Annotated in this window: 17 protein-coding genes; 9 read left to right on the forward strand and 8 right to left on the reverse strand. The window is 69.5% G+C overall.

What is annotated here, in order from left to right; translation table 11 throughout:
* Positions 1-30: 30 nt before the first annotated feature.
* Genes purH through dusB form a run of 3 tightly spaced genes read right to left on the reverse strand, consistent with a single transcriptional unit; the run spans position 31 to position 2,977 of the window.
* The gene (gene purH / locus KV106_RS18235) at positions 31-1,638 is read right to left on the reverse strand and encodes a bifunctional phosphoribosylaminoimidazolecarboxamide formyltransferase/IMP cyclohydrolase (protein WP_261211521.1); all 1,608 of its coding nucleotides are present in this window, start codon (positions 1,636-1,638) and stop codon (positions 31-33) included.
* Positions 1,639-1,664: 26 nt separating this feature from the next.
* Positions 1,665-1,901, reverse strand: coding sequence for a Fis family transcriptional regulator (locus KV106_RS18240; RefSeq protein ID WP_057590811.1), 237 nt, complete (start codon positions 1,899-1,901; stop codon positions 1,665-1,667).
* A gap of 17 nt (positions 1,902-1,918) precedes the next feature.
* Positions 1,919-2,977 (reverse strand): tRNA dihydrouridine synthase DusB, encoded by a 1,059-nt coding sequence (gene dusB, locus KV106_RS18245; protein ID WP_057590810.1) that lies wholly within the window; start codon positions 2,975-2,977, stop codon positions 1,919-1,921.
* Positions 2,978-3,171: 194 nt separating this feature from the next.
* On the opposite strand from dusB, the gene KV106_RS18250 reads away from it, so the two are divergent.
* Entirely contained in the window at positions 3,172-3,642 is a 471-nt protein-coding gene (locus tag KV106_RS18250; protein WP_057590809.1) for a YqaA family protein, read from the forward strand.
* 9 nt (positions 3,643-3,651) lie between these two features.
* Here KV106_RS18250 and KV106_RS18255 read toward each other — a convergent pair whose 3' ends face one another.
* Positions 3,652-4,326, reverse strand: a complete 675-nt coding sequence (locus KV106_RS18255) for a glutathione S-transferase family protein (protein ID WP_261211523.1) — start codon at positions 4,324-4,326, stop codon at positions 3,652-3,654.
* A gap of 124 nt (positions 4,327-4,450) precedes the next feature.
* Here KV106_RS18255 and KV106_RS18260 point away from each other — a divergent pair, with 124 nt between their 5' ends.
* Positions 4,451-5,473, forward strand: coding sequence for a S1C family serine protease (locus KV106_RS18260; RefSeq protein ID WP_261211524.1), 1,023 nt, complete (start codon positions 4,451-4,453; stop codon positions 5,471-5,473).
* A 2-nt stretch (positions 5,474-5,475) separates the two neighbouring features.
* Here KV106_RS18260 and KV106_RS18265 read toward each other — a convergent pair whose 3' ends face one another.
* From KV106_RS18265 to ychF, 3 genes are all read right to left on the reverse strand, one after another.
* Positions 5,476-5,904, reverse strand: coding sequence for a hypothetical protein (locus KV106_RS18265; protein ID WP_261211525.1), 429 nt, complete (start codon positions 5,902-5,904; stop codon positions 5,476-5,478).
* Between the two features lie 17 nt (positions 5,905-5,921).
* Positions 5,922-6,812 (reverse strand): DUF4019 domain-containing protein, encoded by an 891-nt coding sequence (locus KV106_RS18270; protein WP_261211526.1) that lies wholly within the window; start codon positions 6,810-6,812, stop codon positions 5,922-5,924.
* A 448-nt stretch (positions 6,813-7,260) separates the two neighbouring features.
* The gene (ychF, locus tag KV106_RS18275) at positions 7,261-8,352 is read right to left on the reverse strand and encodes a redox-regulated ATPase YchF (RefSeq protein ID WP_057590805.1); all 1,092 of its coding nucleotides are present in this window, start codon (positions 8,350-8,352) and stop codon (positions 7,261-7,263) included.
* A 209-nt stretch (positions 8,353-8,561) separates the two neighbouring features.
* Here ychF and KV106_RS18280 point away from each other — a divergent pair, with 209 nt between their 5' ends.
* The 6 genes from KV106_RS18280 to rbsD are packed head-to-tail and all read left to right on the forward strand — an operon-like array spanning position 8,562 to position 14,636.
* Positions 8,562-9,518, forward strand: a complete 957-nt coding sequence (locus tag KV106_RS18280) for a sugar ABC transporter substrate-binding protein (RefSeq protein ID WP_057590804.1) — start codon at positions 8,562-8,564, stop codon at positions 9,516-9,518.
* A 58-nt stretch (positions 9,519-9,576) separates the two neighbouring features.
* Positions 9,577-11,145, forward strand: coding sequence for a sugar ABC transporter ATP-binding protein (locus KV106_RS18285; RefSeq protein WP_261211527.1), 1,569 nt, complete (start codon positions 9,577-9,579; stop codon positions 11,143-11,145).
* A 20-nt stretch (positions 11,146-11,165) separates the two neighbouring features.
* Positions 11,166-12,158, forward strand: coding sequence for an ABC transporter permease (locus tag KV106_RS18290; RefSeq protein WP_057590803.1), 993 nt, complete (start codon positions 11,166-11,168; stop codon positions 12,156-12,158).
* A gap of 47 nt (positions 12,159-12,205) precedes the next feature.
* The gene (locus KV106_RS18295) at positions 12,206-13,285 is read left to right on the forward strand and encodes a LacI family DNA-binding transcriptional regulator (RefSeq protein ID WP_057590802.1); all 1,080 of its coding nucleotides are present in this window, start codon (positions 12,206-12,208) and stop codon (positions 13,283-13,285) included.
* A complete protein-coding gene (rbsK, locus tag KV106_RS18300) occupies positions 13,282-14,241 on the forward strand; it encodes a ribokinase (RefSeq protein ID WP_261211528.1) in 960 nt (319 codons plus the stop codon). Before KV106_RS18295 ends, rbsK begins: the two co-directional genes overlap by 4 nt.
* A complete protein-coding gene (gene rbsD, locus KV106_RS18305) occupies positions 14,238-14,636 on the forward strand; it encodes a D-ribose pyranase (RefSeq protein ID WP_209543692.1) in 399 nt (132 codons plus the stop codon). The genes rbsK and rbsD overlap by 4 nt, the downstream gene beginning before the upstream one ends.
* 4 nt (positions 14,637-14,640) lie before the next feature.
* Here the strand turns inward: rbsD and KV106_RS18310 are convergent, their stop codons facing one another.
* On the reverse strand, positions 14,641-15,528 hold the full coding sequence (locus tag KV106_RS18310) for an MOSC domain-containing protein (protein ID WP_261211529.1): 888 nt from the start codon (positions 15,526-15,528) through the stop codon (positions 14,641-14,643).
* 105 nt (positions 15,529-15,633) lie between these two features.
* Here KV106_RS18310 and KV106_RS18315 point away from each other — a divergent pair, with 105 nt between their 5' ends.
* Positions 15,634-16,791 carry an FAD-dependent monooxygenase gene (locus KV106_RS18315; protein WP_261211531.1) on the forward strand — a complete coding sequence of 386 codons (1,158 nt, stop codon included), beginning with the start codon at positions 15,634-15,636 and terminating at the stop codon, positions 16,789-16,791.
* Positions 16,792-16,826: the final 35 nt, after the last annotated feature.

Below are 16,826 nucleotides of genomic sequence, written 5' to 3' on the forward strand. Positions count from 1 at the left end.
GCCGCCTTTGTCTTTTGGACCGCGCCCGGCTCAGTGCCGGAAGTGGCGCACGCCCGACAGCACCATCACCACGCCGCGCTCGTCGGCCGCGTCGATCACTTCCTGGTCGCGCATCGAGCCGCCCGGCTGGATCACGCAGCCGGCGCCCGCGTCGACCACCACGTCGAGGCCGTCGCGGAACGGGAAGAAGGCATCGCTGGCCACGGCCGTGCCCTGCAGCGACAGGCCCGCGTGCTCGGCCTTGATGCTCGCGATGCGCGCCGAATCGAGACGGCTCATCTGGCCCGCGCCCACGCCCATGGTCATGCCGTCGGCGCAGAACACGATCGCGTTGCTCTTCACGTACTTGGCGACCTTCCAGGCGAACAGCAGGTCCTGCAGCTGCTGCGGCGTGGGCTGCTTCCTGCTCACGACCTTGAGGTCGGACAGCGCGAGCTCGTGGTTGTCGGCGGTCTGGATCAGCAGGCCCGAGCCGACGCGCTTCACGTCCATCGCGTTGCGGCCGTTGTCCCAGTCGGTGGCGCCGCCCGGCGGCAGCGCGATCTCGAGCACGCGCACGTTGAGCTTGGCCTTGCTGGCCTGGAACACCTCGAGCGCCTCGTGGGTGTAGCCCGGGGCCATCAGCACCTCGACGAACTGCTTGGCCACGGCCTGCGCGGTGGCGGCGTCGACGGTGCGGTTGAAGGCGATGATGCCGCCGAAGGCCGAGGTCGGGTCGGTCTTGAAGGCCTTGGCATAGGCCTCGGCCGCGTCCTTGCCGACCGCCACGCCGCAGGGGTTGGCGTGCTTGACGATCACGCAGGCAGGCACGTCGAAGCTCTTGACGCATTCCCATGCCGCATCGGCGTCGGCGATGTTGTTGTAGCTGAGCTCCTTGCCCTGCAGCTGCCTGGCCGACACCAGCGAACCGGGCGCCGGATGCAGGTCGCGGTAGAACGCGGCCTGCTGGTGCGGGTTCTCGCCGTAGCGCAGGTCCTGCACCTTCACGAAGCGGCCGTTGCTCTGCGCCGGGAACAGCGAGCGCGTGGGCGTCGATTGGCCCTGGCTGGTCTCGAAGTCGATCGCCGAGAGGTAATCGCTGATCGCGCCGTCGTAGTCGGCGATGCGGTTGAAGGCGGCCACCGAGAACGCGAACTTGGTCTTGTCGCTGAGCTTGCCGTCGGCCTTGAGCTCGGCCAGTGCCACGGCGTACTGCGAGGCGTCGGTCAGCACGCCCACGTCCTTCCAGTTCTTGGCGGCGCTGCGCACCATGGCCGGGCCGCCGATGTCGATGTTCTCGATCGCGTCCTCGAGCGTGCAGCCGGGCTTGGCCACGGTGGCCTCGAACGGATAGAGGTTGACGATCAGCAGGTCGATGGTGTCGATGCCGTGCTGCTCGATGGCCGCCACGTGCGCCGGCAGGTCGCGCCGCGCGAGCAGGCCGCCGTGGATCTTGGGATGCAGCGTCTTCACGCGGCCGTCGAGCATCTCGGGAAAGCCGGTGTGGTCGGCCACCTCGGTCACCGGCAGGCCGGCATCGGCCAGCAGCTTGGCGGTGCCGCCGGTGGACAGCAGCTTGATGCCCAGCGCATGCAGCGCCTGCGCGAATTCGAGGATGCCGGTCTTGTCGGAGACGGAAATCAGTGCGGTCTTGGCCATGGTGTCGTTACGCCGTGCGTTCTCGTTCATTTCAAAAGTTTGTGTTCGACCAGCTTCTTGCGCAGCGTGTTGCGGTTCAGGCCCAGCCACTGGGCGGCCTTCGACTGGTTGCCCTCGGCGCGCGTCATCACGACATCGAGCAGGGGTTTCTCGACCACGCGCACGAGCATCTCGTACATGCCGTCGGGTTCGGTGCCGCGCAGGTCGCGGAAGTAGCTCTCCAGACTGGTGCGCACGCAGTCCTCGATGTGTTTCTTGCTCATGCTTTTCTTCTCTTCTCTCAATCGGCGGCGCAGGCCGCCTCCTCTTCGCCGGACAGCTCTTCGGCCGCCTGGTACTGCGGGATGCGGTCCATCTGGTCCGCGAGCCCATCGAAATACTCGCCGACCGCGCGCAGCTGCGCCTCGCAGTCCTCGATGGCGTTCATGCGCGAACGGAATTCCTCGCCGCCGGGCAGCGCGCGCACGTACCAGCCGATGTGCTTGCGCGCGGTGCGCACGCCGCTGTAGTCGCCGTACAGCGCGTAGTGCTCCACCAGGTGGTCGAGCAGCAGCCGGCGCACCTCGGCCACCAGCGGCGGCGCGCGGTGCGTGCCGGTGTCGAGGAAGTGCGCGATCTCGCGGAAGATCCACGGCCGGCCCTGGGCCGCGCGGCCGATCATCACCGCATCGGCGCCGGTGGCCGCGAGCACCTCGCGCGCCTTCTCGGGCGAACGCACGTCGCCGTTGGCCACCACCGGCACGCGCACCGCGGCCTTCACGGCGGCGATGGTGTCGTACTCGGCCTGGCCCTTGTAACCCTGCTCGCGCGTGCGCCCGTGCACCGTGAGCATCTGCACGCCGGCCGATTCGAAATCGCGCGCGAGCTTGACCGCGTTGCGGTGCTCCATGCTCCAGCCGGTGCGCATCTTGAGCGTGACCGGCACGCCGTGCGGCTGCGCGGCATCGACCACCGCGCTCACGATCTCGAGCGCCAGCGGCTCGTCGCGCATCAGCGCCGAACCGGCCCACTTGTTGCAGACCTTCTTGGCCGGGCAACCCATGTTGATGTCGATGATCTGCGCGCCGCGCTCGATGTTGTAGACCGCGGCCTCGGCCATCATGGCCGCGTCGGTGCCCGCGATCTGCACCGCGATGGGGCCCGGCTCGCCGTCGTGGTTGGCGCGGCGCGAGGTCTTGAGCGAATTCCAGAGGTCCTTGCGCGAGGTCACCATCTCGCTGACCGCGTAGCCCGCGCCGAGCGCGCGGCACAGCATGCGGAAGGGCCGGTCCGTCACGCCGGCCATGGGCGCGACGAACAGGCGGTTCTCCAGCGTGTGGTTGCCGATCTGCAAGGTCATGACGGAGGAAGGCTGTGCGCGTCGGCTGCTGAAAAATGAGGCACGATTGTAGCCACCTGCCATTTCAGTGACTGAAACGATTTGCGCCGATTCGCGCCGCTGGTACGGGTGTAAACACGGGTGGAAATCCCATGCGCGGCGGCGCCTTTTCCGACCCGGCCTCGCGAACGCGCTGCCTATACTGCGCCGACCTTATGCAAGCCTGGCTCGACGCACTCCTCGCGCTTCTCGCGCTGCCGCAATACGGCCTCTCCACGCTGTTCATCGCCGCCTTCATCTCGGCGACGCTGCTGCCCGTGGGCTCGGAACCCGTGCTGTTCGGCCTGCTCAAGCTCAACCCCGAGCTGTTCTGGCCCGCGATCGCGGTCGCGACCGTGGGCAACACGCTCGGCGGCGCGGTCGACTGGTGGATGGGCTACGGCGCGCACAAGGTGGCCGACAAGTACTCGCACTCGAAGCACCACGTGCGCGTGCTCGGCTGGCTCGAGCGGCTCGGCCCGAAGGCCTGCCTGCTGAGCTGGCTGCCGCTGGTCGGCGATCCGCTGTGCGCGGTCGCGGGCTGGCTGCGGCTGCCGTTCTGGCCCTGCCTGGCCTACATGGCGATCGGCAAGTTCCTGCGCTACGTCTGCATGACGGTGGCGCTGCTCTACATCTTCCCGTCCTGAGCGAGGGACTCAGTTCAGCAGTTCGTACGGGCCGCCGCGCTCGAGCGCCTGCCGGTAGGCGGGGCGTGCATGGATGCGCGCGAGCCAGGCCATGAGCTTCGGCCGTTTCGCATCGAGCCCGCCGCGCGCATGCGCGGCCTCGACCACGAAGCTCATCTGGATGTCGGCGCCGCTGAAGGCATCGCCCGCGAACCATTCGCTCTTGCCGAGTTCGGCCTCCATGTAGTTGAGGTGGCTCGCGATGTTCGGCAGGATGAACGCCGACTTGGCCTTGGCGGCGATGGCCTTGGCCACCGGCTTGGCGAAGAAGGGCATCTTGCTGCTCTCGATGCGGTCGAACACCAGCTTGAGCAAGAGCGGCGACATCGCCGTGCCCTCGGCGAAGTGCATCCAGTAGCGGTAGCGCAGCGCCTCGGGCGTGAGCGGCGCGGGCGCGAGGCGGCCCTGGCCGTAGCGCTCGATCACGGTCTCGATGATCGCGCCCGATTCCGCGAGCACGAGCCCGTCCTCGGTCGTCACCACCGGCGACTTGCCCAGCGGATGCACCGCGCGCAGCGAAGCGGGCGCCAACATGGTGTTCGGATCGCGCTGGTAGTGGACGATCTCGTAGGGCAGGCCCAGTTCTTCGAGCAGCCAGAGCACGCGCTGCGAACGCGAGTTGTTGAGGTGGTGGACGGTGAGCATGGCGAGGGTTGGAATGAAGCGAGGGCGACGGGGCGCGGCAGTCTAGCGTGACGCGCGGCAAAGCGCAGCCCTGTCAGCGCGGTCGCCTACAGGCGCGCTCGAAGCCGCTTCCTACACTGGCCGCATGACACCGACCACCACGCCTCCCCCGCCGCGCCGCATGCACGGGGGCTGGCGCGGCGCGATGTTCGCGCTGTTCTTCACGGCGGCCGCCGTTGCCCACCGCCCGGCGCAGGCCGCGCTCGATCCCGAGGCGCTCTACCAGCATGCCTCGCCCGCGGTCTGGACCGTCAAGGGCGACCGCGGCGACAACCAGGTGACCGTGGGCAGTGCCGTGGCGGTCACGCCCACCGCGCTGGCCACCGCCTGCCACGTGGTCGACGGTGCCGCGGCCGTGACCGTGATGCAGGGACAGACCACGATCAAGATCGGCAGCATCCTGCGCGACCCCGATGCGACGCGCGACCTCTGCGTGCTGATGACCGAGACACCGTTGCAATTGCATGCCGTCGAGATCGCGCCGGCCGACAGCCTGCGCGTGGGCCAGCGCGTGTTCGCCATCGGCAGCCCGCACGGCCTCGAGCGCACGCTCAGCGAGGGCCTGATCTCGGCGCTGCGGCCGCGCGCGCCGGGGCAGTTGCCGATCGTCCAGACCTCGGCGCCCGTGTCCTCGGGCTCGAGCGGCGGCGGCCTCTTCGACACCGACGGCCGGCTGATCGGCGTCACCGACCGCGTCTCGCCCGGCGGCTCGAACCTGGGCTTCGCCTATCCGGCGCAATGGGTGATGGAACTGCCGCAGCGCGTGATGGCCGAGCGCGAGACCTGGCGCGAGCTGCTCAAGACCGTGGGCGTGGTGCTGCAGTCGAACGGCGAGCCCGTGCCCTCTGGCCATGCCGACATCGCCGACGAAGCCGCGCTGCCGGTGGTCGGCGCCGATCCGCGGCAGATCCGCGTCGCCTACCGCCAGTTCCTGCTGCAGGCGCGGCCGCGCGCCTTCCTGATCACCAGCGACAGCCGCTTCGGCACCGCCACCAGCTCGGCCGCGCTGACCGAGCATCTCAAGGGCTGCACGCAACGCAAGGTGGTGTGCGCGGCCTACGCGGTGGACAACACGGTGGTGTGGGGCAAGCAGCAGGCGGCGCGCTGAGATCAGCGCGCAAGGACGGACGCCGCGATGCGGTGAGGGAACGGCTCCCAGCTGTCCGAGACGGTCCACACGCCATTCACCCTCGCCACGGGAAAGGCCAGCGGCTGCAGCATCGCGCCGGGAAACTCGACCTGGACATGGACCCGTCCCCGGTCCCGCCGGTACAGGAGGGTCGAGACGGCGACGACATCGTCGCGCCGGCCGGCGATGGCGCAAAGACGCCGATGCACGCGCTCCCGCAGCCGCTCGCCATCGAGATCTTGCGCCCCCTCCTCTTCGAGCGGATTGACCACCTGGCCGTCGACGGCCTCGCCGAGGAACGCGATGCCCAGTGGCGGGAGCACGCCGTCCCTGCGCATGATCCATTCGCTCGCCTGGATCGAGGCAAGCACGACCCGGGCGAAGAGCTCGTCGTTGAAGTTCGAGGCCATGGCCGTGCGCGCCGATGTCAGCCGCCGGTGCTTTCCTTGCGGATCAGCCACTGGTTGCCCGAGCGTTGCAGCTCCAGCACCTTGCGGCTCACTTCCTTGAGCTTGTCCGCGCGGTAGTTCTGCCGGAACCGGGCCGTCGCGGTCCGGTCGTTGATGCTGATCACCAGGTCTTCGAGGGTGACGCCGATGCTCGACTTGCCGGTGATGCGGACACGGCGCTCTTCTTCCCATTTGCCGCGGCTCTGGCCGCGGGCCGGCGTGAACTCCGGCGCATAGGCCGCCAGGTAGCGATCCATGTCCTGGGCCGACCAGGCCGAGGCCCAGCCGCGCACGGCGGCTTCGACCTCGGCAACGGCGGCACTTGACGCCGAAGGCATGGAAGGCGCCGAAGGTACGGTGGGCACTGGTGGCTGCGATGGCCGGATCGCGGGCTTGGCCGGCATCGTGTACATGTCCGGCGCCTCGCGCGCGATCGCATACCCCGTGAAGATCCAGTGGTTGTTCTCCATCGCGAAGCTGATTCTTTCGGAGGCCTTCCTGCCGCTGTCCAGCTCGGTGGAGAACACGACATTGGCATAGAGACCCGCGGGAAAGCCGTCCTCGTTGTCCTTGCGGTACTTGAGACGCGTCACGCTCGACCAGTCGCGGCTGGCCACCGGTCCCATCGACTGCCGCGCCTTTCTCGTGGCCTGCATGAAGGCGGTCTTGTTCATGCGGGCCTTCAGCACGTTGGAGCCCGAATCCCAGAGTTCGCTCACCCGGTCGGTGTCGGTTTTCCGAAGCACTTCGGCCGCGACGCCGAGCAATTCGTCGGACACCGCATCCGACGCCGCCGGCGCCGCGGCGGCCATTTGAAAACCCGCGGCCATGAGACATGCGGCCAGCCACCGCACGGCGATTCGATTCATTGAATTCCCCCTTTTTTATTCCCGGATGCTTGTTCGACCGGCTTGCCAAGCGGGAAATCTCGCAGCCACGCTGGCTGGAGCCCCGCGAATTTCAAATCAATCCAATTTAAAAACAATTGGATAATTTGATTTCGATTTCAATCAGAAATCGACGGATTTCAAAGGAAATCCATCCGGCAAGACGAAAAATCGCCCGGAATAATACACAAGCGGAATTTCATGATTTCCCGATCAATTCGGAGACATCCAAATTTCCGAGAAACAAATCACGCTCGCCGGTCGAACCGGTTTTGCAACAAGAAGGGAATCGGCCCGATGCGCTGGCAGGCGCGAAGCGGGAGAGGCATCGACGGGGTCGGACCCGCGACGCGGCGGCCCGGCATCCCGGCCCGCGGGCACCGGGGCCGGCCGGCCCCGATGCCGAAGCTGCCGCTGCTGCGGCTTCTTCTCAGGAACTGAAGAGGAAGTTCATCACGTCGCCATCCTTGACGACGTATTCCTTGCCTTCCGAGCGCATCTTGCCCGCGTCCTTCGCGCCCTGCTCGCCCTTGAAGGCGATGTAGTCGTCGAAGCCGATGGTCTGGGCGCGGATGTAGCCCTTCTCGAAATCGGTGTGGATCACGCCGGCCGCCTGCGGGCCGGTGTCGCCGACATGGATGGTCCAGGCGCGCACTTCCTTCACGCCGGCGGTGAAGTAGGTCTGCAGGCCCAGCAGCTTGAAGGCGGCGCGGATCAGGCGGTTGAGGCCCGGCTCGTCCTGGCCGATCTCGGCCAGGAACATCTTCTTGTCCTCGTCGTCCATCTCGGACAGGTCGGCCTCGATCTTGGCGCAGATCGCCACCACGGGCGCGTTCTGCCTGGCGGCGTACTCGCGCAGGCGGTCGAGGTAGGGGTTGTTCTCGAAGCCGTCCTCCGCCACGTTGCCCACGAACATCGCGGGCTTGGCGGTGATCAGCGTGAAGCTCTTGACCAGCGGCAGCTCTTCCTTGGTGAACTCGAGCGCGCGCACGGGCTTGTTCTCGTTGAGCGCGGCCTGGCAGCGCTCGAGCAGGCCGACCAGCTTCTGCGCGTCCTTGTCGCCCGAGCGGGCCACCTTGGTGTGGCGCTGCAGCGCCTTCTCGACCGTCGACAGGTCGGCCAGGCACAGCTCGGTCTGGATCACCTCGATGTCGGAGATCGGGTCGACCTTGCCGGCCACGTGCACCACGTTGTCGTCGTCGAAGCAGCGCACCACGTTCACCGTGGCGTCGGTCTCGCGGATGTGGGCCAGGAACTTGTTGCCCAGGCCTTCGCCCGTGCTGGCGCCGGCCACGAGGCCCGCGATGTCCACGAACTCGACGATGGCGGGCACCACGCGCTCGGGCTTGACGATGTCGGCGAGCTGGGCGAGCCGCGGATCGGGCACCTCGACGATGCCCACGTTGGGCTCGATGGTGCAGAAGGGATAGTTTTCCGCTGCGATGCCGGCCTTGGTCAGCGCATTGAAAAGGGTGGATTTACCGACGTTGGGCAGGCCGACGATGCCGCACTTCAAGCTCATGGGGGGTCCTCAGGTGAACCGGCGATTTTAGGCGAGGCGCCCCGCCCGGCGGTTCGGGCAGGCGGCTAAACAGGGCCGGCGGGTCAGGGTAAAACCCGATGAAAACCCCATAAGCAAACGTTTGCGCAAACGTTTTCGTCCAGTACCATCGGCGCCGGGCCGCCAGATCGGTCATCGTTCGTTCCAACACACCTCAGGAGACACGCACCATGAAGTTCACCCGCCGTACCGTGCAGACCGCCGCCGCCCTCGCCCTGCTGGGCACCTTCGCCGCCTCGCCGGCGCTCGCGCAGGACAAGCCCAAGGTCGCGCTGGTGATGAAGTCGCTGGCCAACGAGTTCTTCCGCACCATGGAAGACGGGGCCAAGGCGCACCAGAAGGCGAATTCGGGCAAGTACACGCTGGTGACCAACGGCATCAAGGACGAGACCGACACCGCCGCGCAGATCAAGATGGTCGAGCAGATGGTGGCGCAGAAGGTCAATGCGCTGGTGATCGCGCCGGCCGATTCGAAGGCGCTGGTGCCGGTGGTCAAGGCCGCCATCGACAAGGGCATCCTGGTGGTCAACATCGACAACCGCCTCGACGCGGCCGCGCTGAAGGAGAAGAACATCCAGGTGCCCTTCGTCGGCCCCGACAACCGCGCCGGTGCCAAGCTGGTGGGTGACTACCTGGCCAAGAGCCTGAAGTCGGGCGACAAGGTCGGGATCATCGAAGGCGTGTCGACCACCTTCAATGCGCAGCAACGCACGCTCGGCTACCAGGACGCGATGAAGGCCGCCGGCATGACCGTGACCGGCGTGCAGTCGGGCCAGTGGGAAATCGACAAGGGCAACACGGTGGCCGCCGGCATGATGCGCGAGAACCCCGACCTCAAGGCCCTGCTGGCCGGCAACGACAGCATGGCGCTGGGCGCGGTGGCGGCGGTGAAGGCCGCGGGCAAGACCGGCAAGGTGCAGGTGGTGGGCTACGACAACATCGGTGCCATCAAGCCGATGCTGGCCGACGGCCGCGTGCTCGCCACGGCCGACCAGTTCGCCGACAAGCAGGCCGTGTTCGGCATCGAGACCGCGCTGAAGGCGATCGCCGACAAGAAGAGCCAAGCCGACATGCCGGCCGAGATCAAGACCGACGTGGTGCTGGTGACCAAGGACTCGAAGAAGTAAGCACCGCGCCTCTTTCACCGCTGTCACACACCTCGAGAAACCACCCTTGCCGGCGCCCATGTCCGCAACCCCCGCCACGCCGCTCTTCGCGCTCCACGACATCGGCAAGGACTACGCCGCGCCGGTGCTCGACGGCGTGAGCCTCACGCTGGAGGCCGGCGAGGTGCTCGCGCTGACCGGAGAGAACGGTGCCGGCAAGAGCACCCTCTCCAAGATCGTCTGCGGCCTCGTCACGCCGACGCGCGGCACGATGCTGCTGGGCGGCGCGCCGTTCCAGCCGGGCTCGCGCCGCGACGCCGAGGCGCACGGCGTGCGCATGGTGATGCAGGAACTCGGGCTGGTGCCCACGCTCACGGTGGCCGAGAACCTGCTGCTCGACCGGCTGCCGCAGCGCATGGGCTGGCTGCAGCGCACCGAGCTGCACGCGGCCGCGCGGCTGCAGCTGGCCAAGATCGGCCTCTCGCACATCGATCCGGCCGTGCCGGTCTCGCGCCTGGGCATCGGCCAGCAGCAGATGGTGGAGATCGCGCGCAACCTGCTCGACGACACCCGCGTGCTGATCCTCGACGAGCCGACCGCGATGTTGACGCCGCGCGAGACCGAGCATCTGTTCGAGCAGATCGCGCTGCTGAAGGCGCGCGGCGTGGGCATCGTCTACGTCTCGCACCGGCTCGAGGAGCTGCAGCGCATCGCCGACCGCGTGGCGGTGCTGCGCGACGGCCGGCTGGTCGACGTGCGGCCGATGGCCGGCGTGCGCGAATCCGAACTGGTCGAGCGCATGGTCGGCCGCGCGGTGCACGAGCACGATGGCCGCCCGCGCCGCGTGGCCGGCGCGCCGATGCTGAGCGCGCACGGCATCGGCCGCGGCAGCGCGGTGCGCGATGTCGACCTGCAACTGCGCGCGGGCGAGGTGATGGGCATCGCCGGGCTCGTGGGCTCGGGCCGCACCGAGCTCGTGCGGCTGCTGTTCGGCGCCGACAAGGCCGAGCGCGGCACGATCGAACTCCACTGGCCCGGAGCGCAGCAACCGGCCGCGGGCCGCTGGCGCTCGCCGATGCAGGCGATCCGTGCCGGCATCGGCCTGGTCACCGAAGACCGCAAGTCGCAGGGCCTGCTGATGACGCAATCGATCCGCGTCAACGCCACGCTCAGCGACCTCGGCGCGGTCTCGCGCCTGGGCTGGCTGCGCGCGGCCGCCGAGCGCGGCATCGCGCGCCGGCTGGTGCAGACGCTGCGCATCCGCTCGCGCAGCGAGGAGCAGAGCGTGGCCACGCTCAGCGGCGGCAACCAGCAGAAGGTGGTGTTCGCGCGCTGGCTGCACCGCGAATGCAAGGTGCTGCTGCTCGACGAGCCGACGCGCGGCGTCGACGTGGGCGCGCGCGCCGACCTCTATGCCGAGCTCGACCGCATGGCCGAGGCCGGCAAGGCGCTGCTGATGGTGTCGAGCGACCTGCGCGAACTCATGGCCATGTGCGACCGCATCGGCGTGATGCACGCCGGCCGCCTGGTGGCGGTGTTCGAGCGCGGCGCCTGGGACCAGCAGTCGATCCTGGCCGCGGCCTTCGGCGACACCGGCCGCGCCACCTCCGCAGCCCCCACCGCCCACGCTCTCGCGGCCGCCGCCTGAGCCTCATCCTCCTTCGCCCCATGACGACCACCACCGCTTCCGCTCCCCCCGCCGCCGGCGCCGGCTCCCTCAAGGGCCAGCTCGGCACCTACATCGGCCTGGCCGTGGTGCTGCTCGGCATGATCGGGCTGTTCGGCAGCCTCAGCGAATACTTCCTCACGGTGGAGACCTTCGTCACCATCGCCAACGAGATCCCCGCGCTGGCCGTGATGGCCGTGGGCATGACCTTCGTGCTGATCATCGCGGGCATCGACCTCTCGGTGGGCTCGGTGCTGGCGCTCAGCGCGGCGGTGGCCGCCGCCGCCATCCTGCAATGGCACCTGCCGGTGCCGCTGGCCGCGCTGCTGGGCCTGGCCACGGGCCTGATCTGCGGCGCGATCACCGGCGCCGTGTCGGTGGCCTGGCGGCTGCCGAGCTTCATCGTCTCGCTCGGCATGCTCGAGGCCGTACGCGGCGGCGCCTACCTCGTGACCGACTCGCGCACCCAGTACGTGGGCGACGCCATCTCGGGCCTGGCGGCGCCGTGGATCGGCGGCATCTCGGCGGCCTTCGTGCTCGCGGTGGTGCTGGTGATCGTGGGCCAGCTGGTGCTGTCGCGCACCGTGTTCGGCCGCTACGTGGTGGGCATCGGCACCAACGAGGAGGCGATGCGCCTCGCGGGCATCGACCCGCGGCCGATCCGCATCGTGGTGTTCGCGGTCACGGGCCTGCTGGCCGGCCTGGCGGGGCTGATGCAGTCGGCGCGCCTCGAGGCGGCCGATCCGAACTCGGGCGTGGGCATCGAGCTGCAGGTGATCGCCGCGGTGGTGATCGGCGGCACCAGCCTGATGGGCGGGCGCGGCTCGGTGGTCAACACCTTCTTCGGCGTGCTGATCATCGCGGTGCTCGAGGCCGGCCTGGCGCAGGTCGGCGCCAGCGAGCCGAGCAAGCGCATCATCACCGGCGCGGTGATCGTGGTTGCGGTGATCATCGACACCCTGCGCCAGCGCCGCGCCGACCGCCGGCTGGCCTGACGCTCCCCTCCCCACGAAGCAGCACCCGCAACAGGAACACCCAGGCCATGGCCACCATCAAGGACGTCGCACTGCGCGCGGGCGTGTCGGTCACCACCGTCTCGCACGTGGTCAACGACACGCGCCACGTCAGCGCCAAGGGCCGCGAGCGCGTCGAGCTCGCGATCCGCGAACTCGGCTACGTGCCCAACGCGATGGCGCGCAGCCTCAAGAGCAACACCACCTCGACGCTCGGGATGCTGATCCCGAACAGCTCGAACCCCTACTTCGCCGAGATCGTGCGCATCATCGAGGACCGCTGCTTCGGCGCCGGCTACACGCTGGTGCTGTGCAACACCGACGACGAGCCGCACCGCCAGAGCGTGTACCTGCAGGTGCTGGCCGAGCGTCGCATCGACGGGCTGATCGTGGTGTCGACCGGCGACGACGACACGCTGGCCCGGCAGCTCAACGGCCTCAAGGTGCCGACCGTGCTGCTCGACCGCGAGATCGCCGATCCGCACTGCGACCTGGTCGAGACCGCCCACATGCAGGGCGGCCTGCTCGCGGTGCGCCATCTGCTGTCGCTGGGCCACCGCCGCATCGCCTGCATCGGCGGGCCGCAGGGCGTGTCGCCGAGCGAACAGCGCATCGCGGGCTGGCGCATGGCGCTGGCCGAGAGCGGCCACGGCACCGGCGACGCCGACGCGCTGCTGTGGCGCGGCGGCTTCACCAGCCAGGGCGGCTACGAGGCGATGCACGCCATCCTGCGCGCCGGCACCAACGACATTCCCTCGGCGGTCTTCGTCTGCAACGACCTGATGGCGATCGGCGCGCTGCGCGCCGCGCACGAGAGCGGCGTGCGGGTGCCCGACGAGCTCTCGATCGTCGGCTTCGACGACATCGAACTCTCGGCCTACACCAGCCCGCCGCTCACCACCGTGGCCCAGCCCAAGGAGCGCATCGGCGCGCTGGCGGTCGACATGCTGCTCGAGCGCGTGGGCGGCCGCCGCCGCGATGCGCGCAAGGTGGTGCTGCAGCCCGAGCTGCACGTGCGCGCCTCGACCGCGCGCTATTCCGGAGCGCCCGCGGCGGCACCGGTATCCGTCCCCTCTTCCGCCGACACCCGAAAGTCCCGCACCCCGTGAGCCCGACGTCTTCCTCCCGCCCCGCGGCACCGCGCATCGTGGTGCTCGGCAGCCTCAACATGGACCTGGTGCTGCGCGTGCCGCATGCGCCCGCCGCGGGCGAGACCCTGCTGGGCCGCTCCTTCGCCACCATCCCCGGCGGCAAGGGCGCCAACCAGGCCGTGAGCTGCGCGCGCGAGGGCGCGCAGGTGCGCATGATCGGCTGCGTGGGCGACGACGACCACGGCCGCGCGCTGCGCCAGGCGCTCGAACGCGACGGCATCGACACCGAGGCCCTGCGCACCGATGCCGCCGAGCCGACAGGCACCGCGCTGATCATGGTCGAGGACAGCGGCCAGAACCGCATCGTGATGATCGCGGGCGCGAATGCCGGCGTCGACCTCGACGCGGCGGACCTGCGCACCCGGCTCGCGGGCGCGGCCTTCCTCGTGACCCAGTTCGAGACCCCGATGGCGCAGGTCGAGCGCGCGATCGCGGTGGCGCACGAGGCCGGCTGCAAGGTGCTGCTCAATCCCTCGCCGGTGCAGGCCATCGCCGAGCCCCTGTGGCCGAAGATCGACACGCTGGTGGTCAACGAGATCGAGGCGCGCACGCTCAGCGGCCTGGGCGCCGACAGCCCGCAGGAGGCCGCGGCCGCCGGGCAGGCGATGCGCGCGCGCGGCATCGCGCGCGTGGTGGTCACGCTCGGCGCGCGCGGCGCGGTGGCGGTCGATGCCGACGGCGCGCGCCACCATCCGGCGCTGGTGGTGCAGGCGGTCGACACCACGGCCGCCGGCGACACCTTCCTCGGCGCGCTCGCCACCGCGCTCGGCGAGGGCCAGTCCTTCGACGAGGCCGTGCGCCTGGGCATCCGCGCCGCCGCGCTGTGCATCCAGCAGCCCGGCGCCCAGCCTTCCATCCCGCAGCGCGAGGCCGTGCTGCGCAGCCCCCTGCCCCCCGACTGGATTCCGCTGTGAAACGTACCGCCCTGCTGCACTCCGAACTGTCCCAGGTCATCGCCACCATGGGCCATGGCGACATGCTCGTGATCGGCGACGCCGGCCTGCCCATTCCCGACGGCCCGCGCCGCATCGACCTCGCGCTCACGCCCGGCGTGCCGCGCGTGGCCGAGGTGCTGAAGGCGGTGCTGAGCGAACTGCAGGTCGAGCGCGCGCTGCTCGCGCGCGAGGCGGTCGAGGGCCGCGCCACGGGCGAACTGCCCGAATGGTGCGCGGGACAGCTCGCGGTCGTGCCCGAAACGGTGTCGCACGAGGAACTGAAACGCCTGAGCGCGCGCGCCAAGGCAGTCGTGCGCACGGGCGAATGCACGCCCTACGCGAACATCATCCTGTGCGCGGGCGTGACCTTCTAGCCGTTCATTCGAACTTGTAGTTCGCTCCCACCGGCTGCCCGACCTTGAGCATCTGCTCCACGCCCTGGATCACGATGCAGTTCATGCCGAAGGTGATGCCGCCGTCGACGCGCGGGTCGGCGCGGTAGGTGCGCAGCGTGTCGTTGACCTCGGGGCTGCTGAGCGCGGTGGCCGGGTCGATGTCGGGAATGGGGCAGCGGGAGCAGGGCTTGACCGGCTGCAGCTGCGCGCCGTCCGCCGAACCGTCGGCGCCGCTGGCCACGTGCAGCATCTCGACGCGGTCCTCGTCGTGCGACTCGATGCCGGCCAGCACGATGTTGGGCCGGAAGCGCTCGATGCCCACCGGGCCATGGCCGTCGCGCGCCAGCCGCTCGTTGAGCTCGGCCAGCGAGCCCTCGCTGGCCACCAGCAGCGCATAGCCATCGGCGAACTGGGTCTGGGCCTCGATGCCGCCGGTCCACTTGAGGCTCGACAGCCGCTTCACCTCGGGATCGAAGCGCACCAGCCGCAGCTTCCGCGGCTTGCCGGGCTCGGAGAGGAAGTCGCTGAACCACTGGGCCGCGATGTCGCCCATGTCGTAGGCATCGACCTCGTCCTTCCAGACCCGCACCCGCATCGGCTGCTCGACCCGGTCGAAGGCCAGGTGCAGCGCCAGCATGCCGGGCGCGCGCAGCACCACCTCGGTGTGCTTCATCTGCGGCTTGATCAACGCCATGCGCGGCAGCTGCCGCTGCGTGACGAACTCGCCCTCTTCGTCGACCACCATCCAGGCCCGGTCGAACTCGAGGCCGGTCTCGGTCAGCAGCGCTTCGGGCAGCTCGACGCCGGCGCACGACTTGACGGGGTACACGAACAGGCGCGCGATGGTGGCCTGGAGATCGAAATCTGTCACGGGGGCTCCTCGGATGGGGGCTCGATTGTCCTCGCTCCGGGCATACCCCCAATGGCCGGTTTCCCCACGGGGTCGGCCGCGGGAGCCTCCTCCTACAATGCCGCGATGGCCCTCCCCCCCGAAGTCTGTATCCGCGGCGCCGGCATCGTCGGCCGCACGCTGGCCCTGCTGCTCGCGCGCGAACGCGTGCGCGTGGCGCTGGTGGCGCCGCCCGCCGCCGCCGAGCGGGAAGACGTCCGCGCCTATGCGCTCAACGCCGCCTCGCGCGAACTGCTGGTCTCGCTGCGCGCCTGGCCCGAGGGCATCAGCGCCACGCCGGTGCGCGAGATGGTGGTCGACGGCGACGAGGGTGGCCGCGTGCAGTTCAGCGCCGCACGCCAGAAGGTCGAGGCGCTGGCCTGGATCGTCGACGTGCCGGCGCTCGAGAAGCAGCTGGCCGACGCGGTGCGCTTCCAGCCCCAGATCGAGGTGGTGAGCGAACCGGTCGCCGCGCCGCTCACCGTCGTCTGCGAAGGCAAGGCCAGCGCCACGCGCGAAGCGCTCGGCGTGAGCTACGCGGTCACGCGCTATCCGCAGCATGCGATCGCGGCACGGCTCGAGGCCGAGCAGTCGCACGAGGGCACGGCGCGCCAGTGGTTCAACGACAAGGGCGAGGTGTTCGCGCTGCTGCCGCTCGACGGCGTGCACGGCCGCCGGCTGGCGCTGGTGTGGTCGGTCGACCAGCTGCGCGCGCCGGCGCTGCTCGCGCAATCGGCCGAGGAATTCAATGCCGCCGTGACCGAGGCCAGCCACCAGGCCTTCGGCGCGCTGCGGCTGGCGAGCGAGCGCGCCGCCTGGCCGCTGGCTCGCGCCATCGCCGACCGCTGGACCGGCACCCTGCCTGCCTCCGCACAGACTGCGGCGCAAACCAGCGGCCAGCCGCCGCGCACCTGGGCATTGGCCGGCGACGCAGCCCACACCGTGCATCCGCTCGCGGGCCAGGGCCTGAACCTCGGCCTGGCCGACGCGGCCGCGCTGGCCGCCGTCATCAAGGAGCGCGACTACTGGCGCAGCGTGGGCGATCCGCGCCTGCTGCGCCGCTACGAACGCGCGCGCCGCACCGAGGTGCTGCAGATGAGCCTGGCCACCGACGGGCTGCAGCAACTCTTCTCGCACGGCTTGGGCCCGCTGCCCGCGCTGCGCAACTGGGGCATGCGCGGTTTCGACCGCACGCGCCTGGTCAAGCACTGGGTCACGCGGCAGGCCATGGGCCTGAAAGCCTGACGCCGCACGATCCGAACAACGACTCCCTCGAACCC

It is taken from the genome of Variovorax endophyticus (assembly GCF_025376855.1).
GTDB lineage: Bacteria > Pseudomonadota > Gammaproteobacteria > Burkholderiales > Burkholderiaceae_C > Variovorax.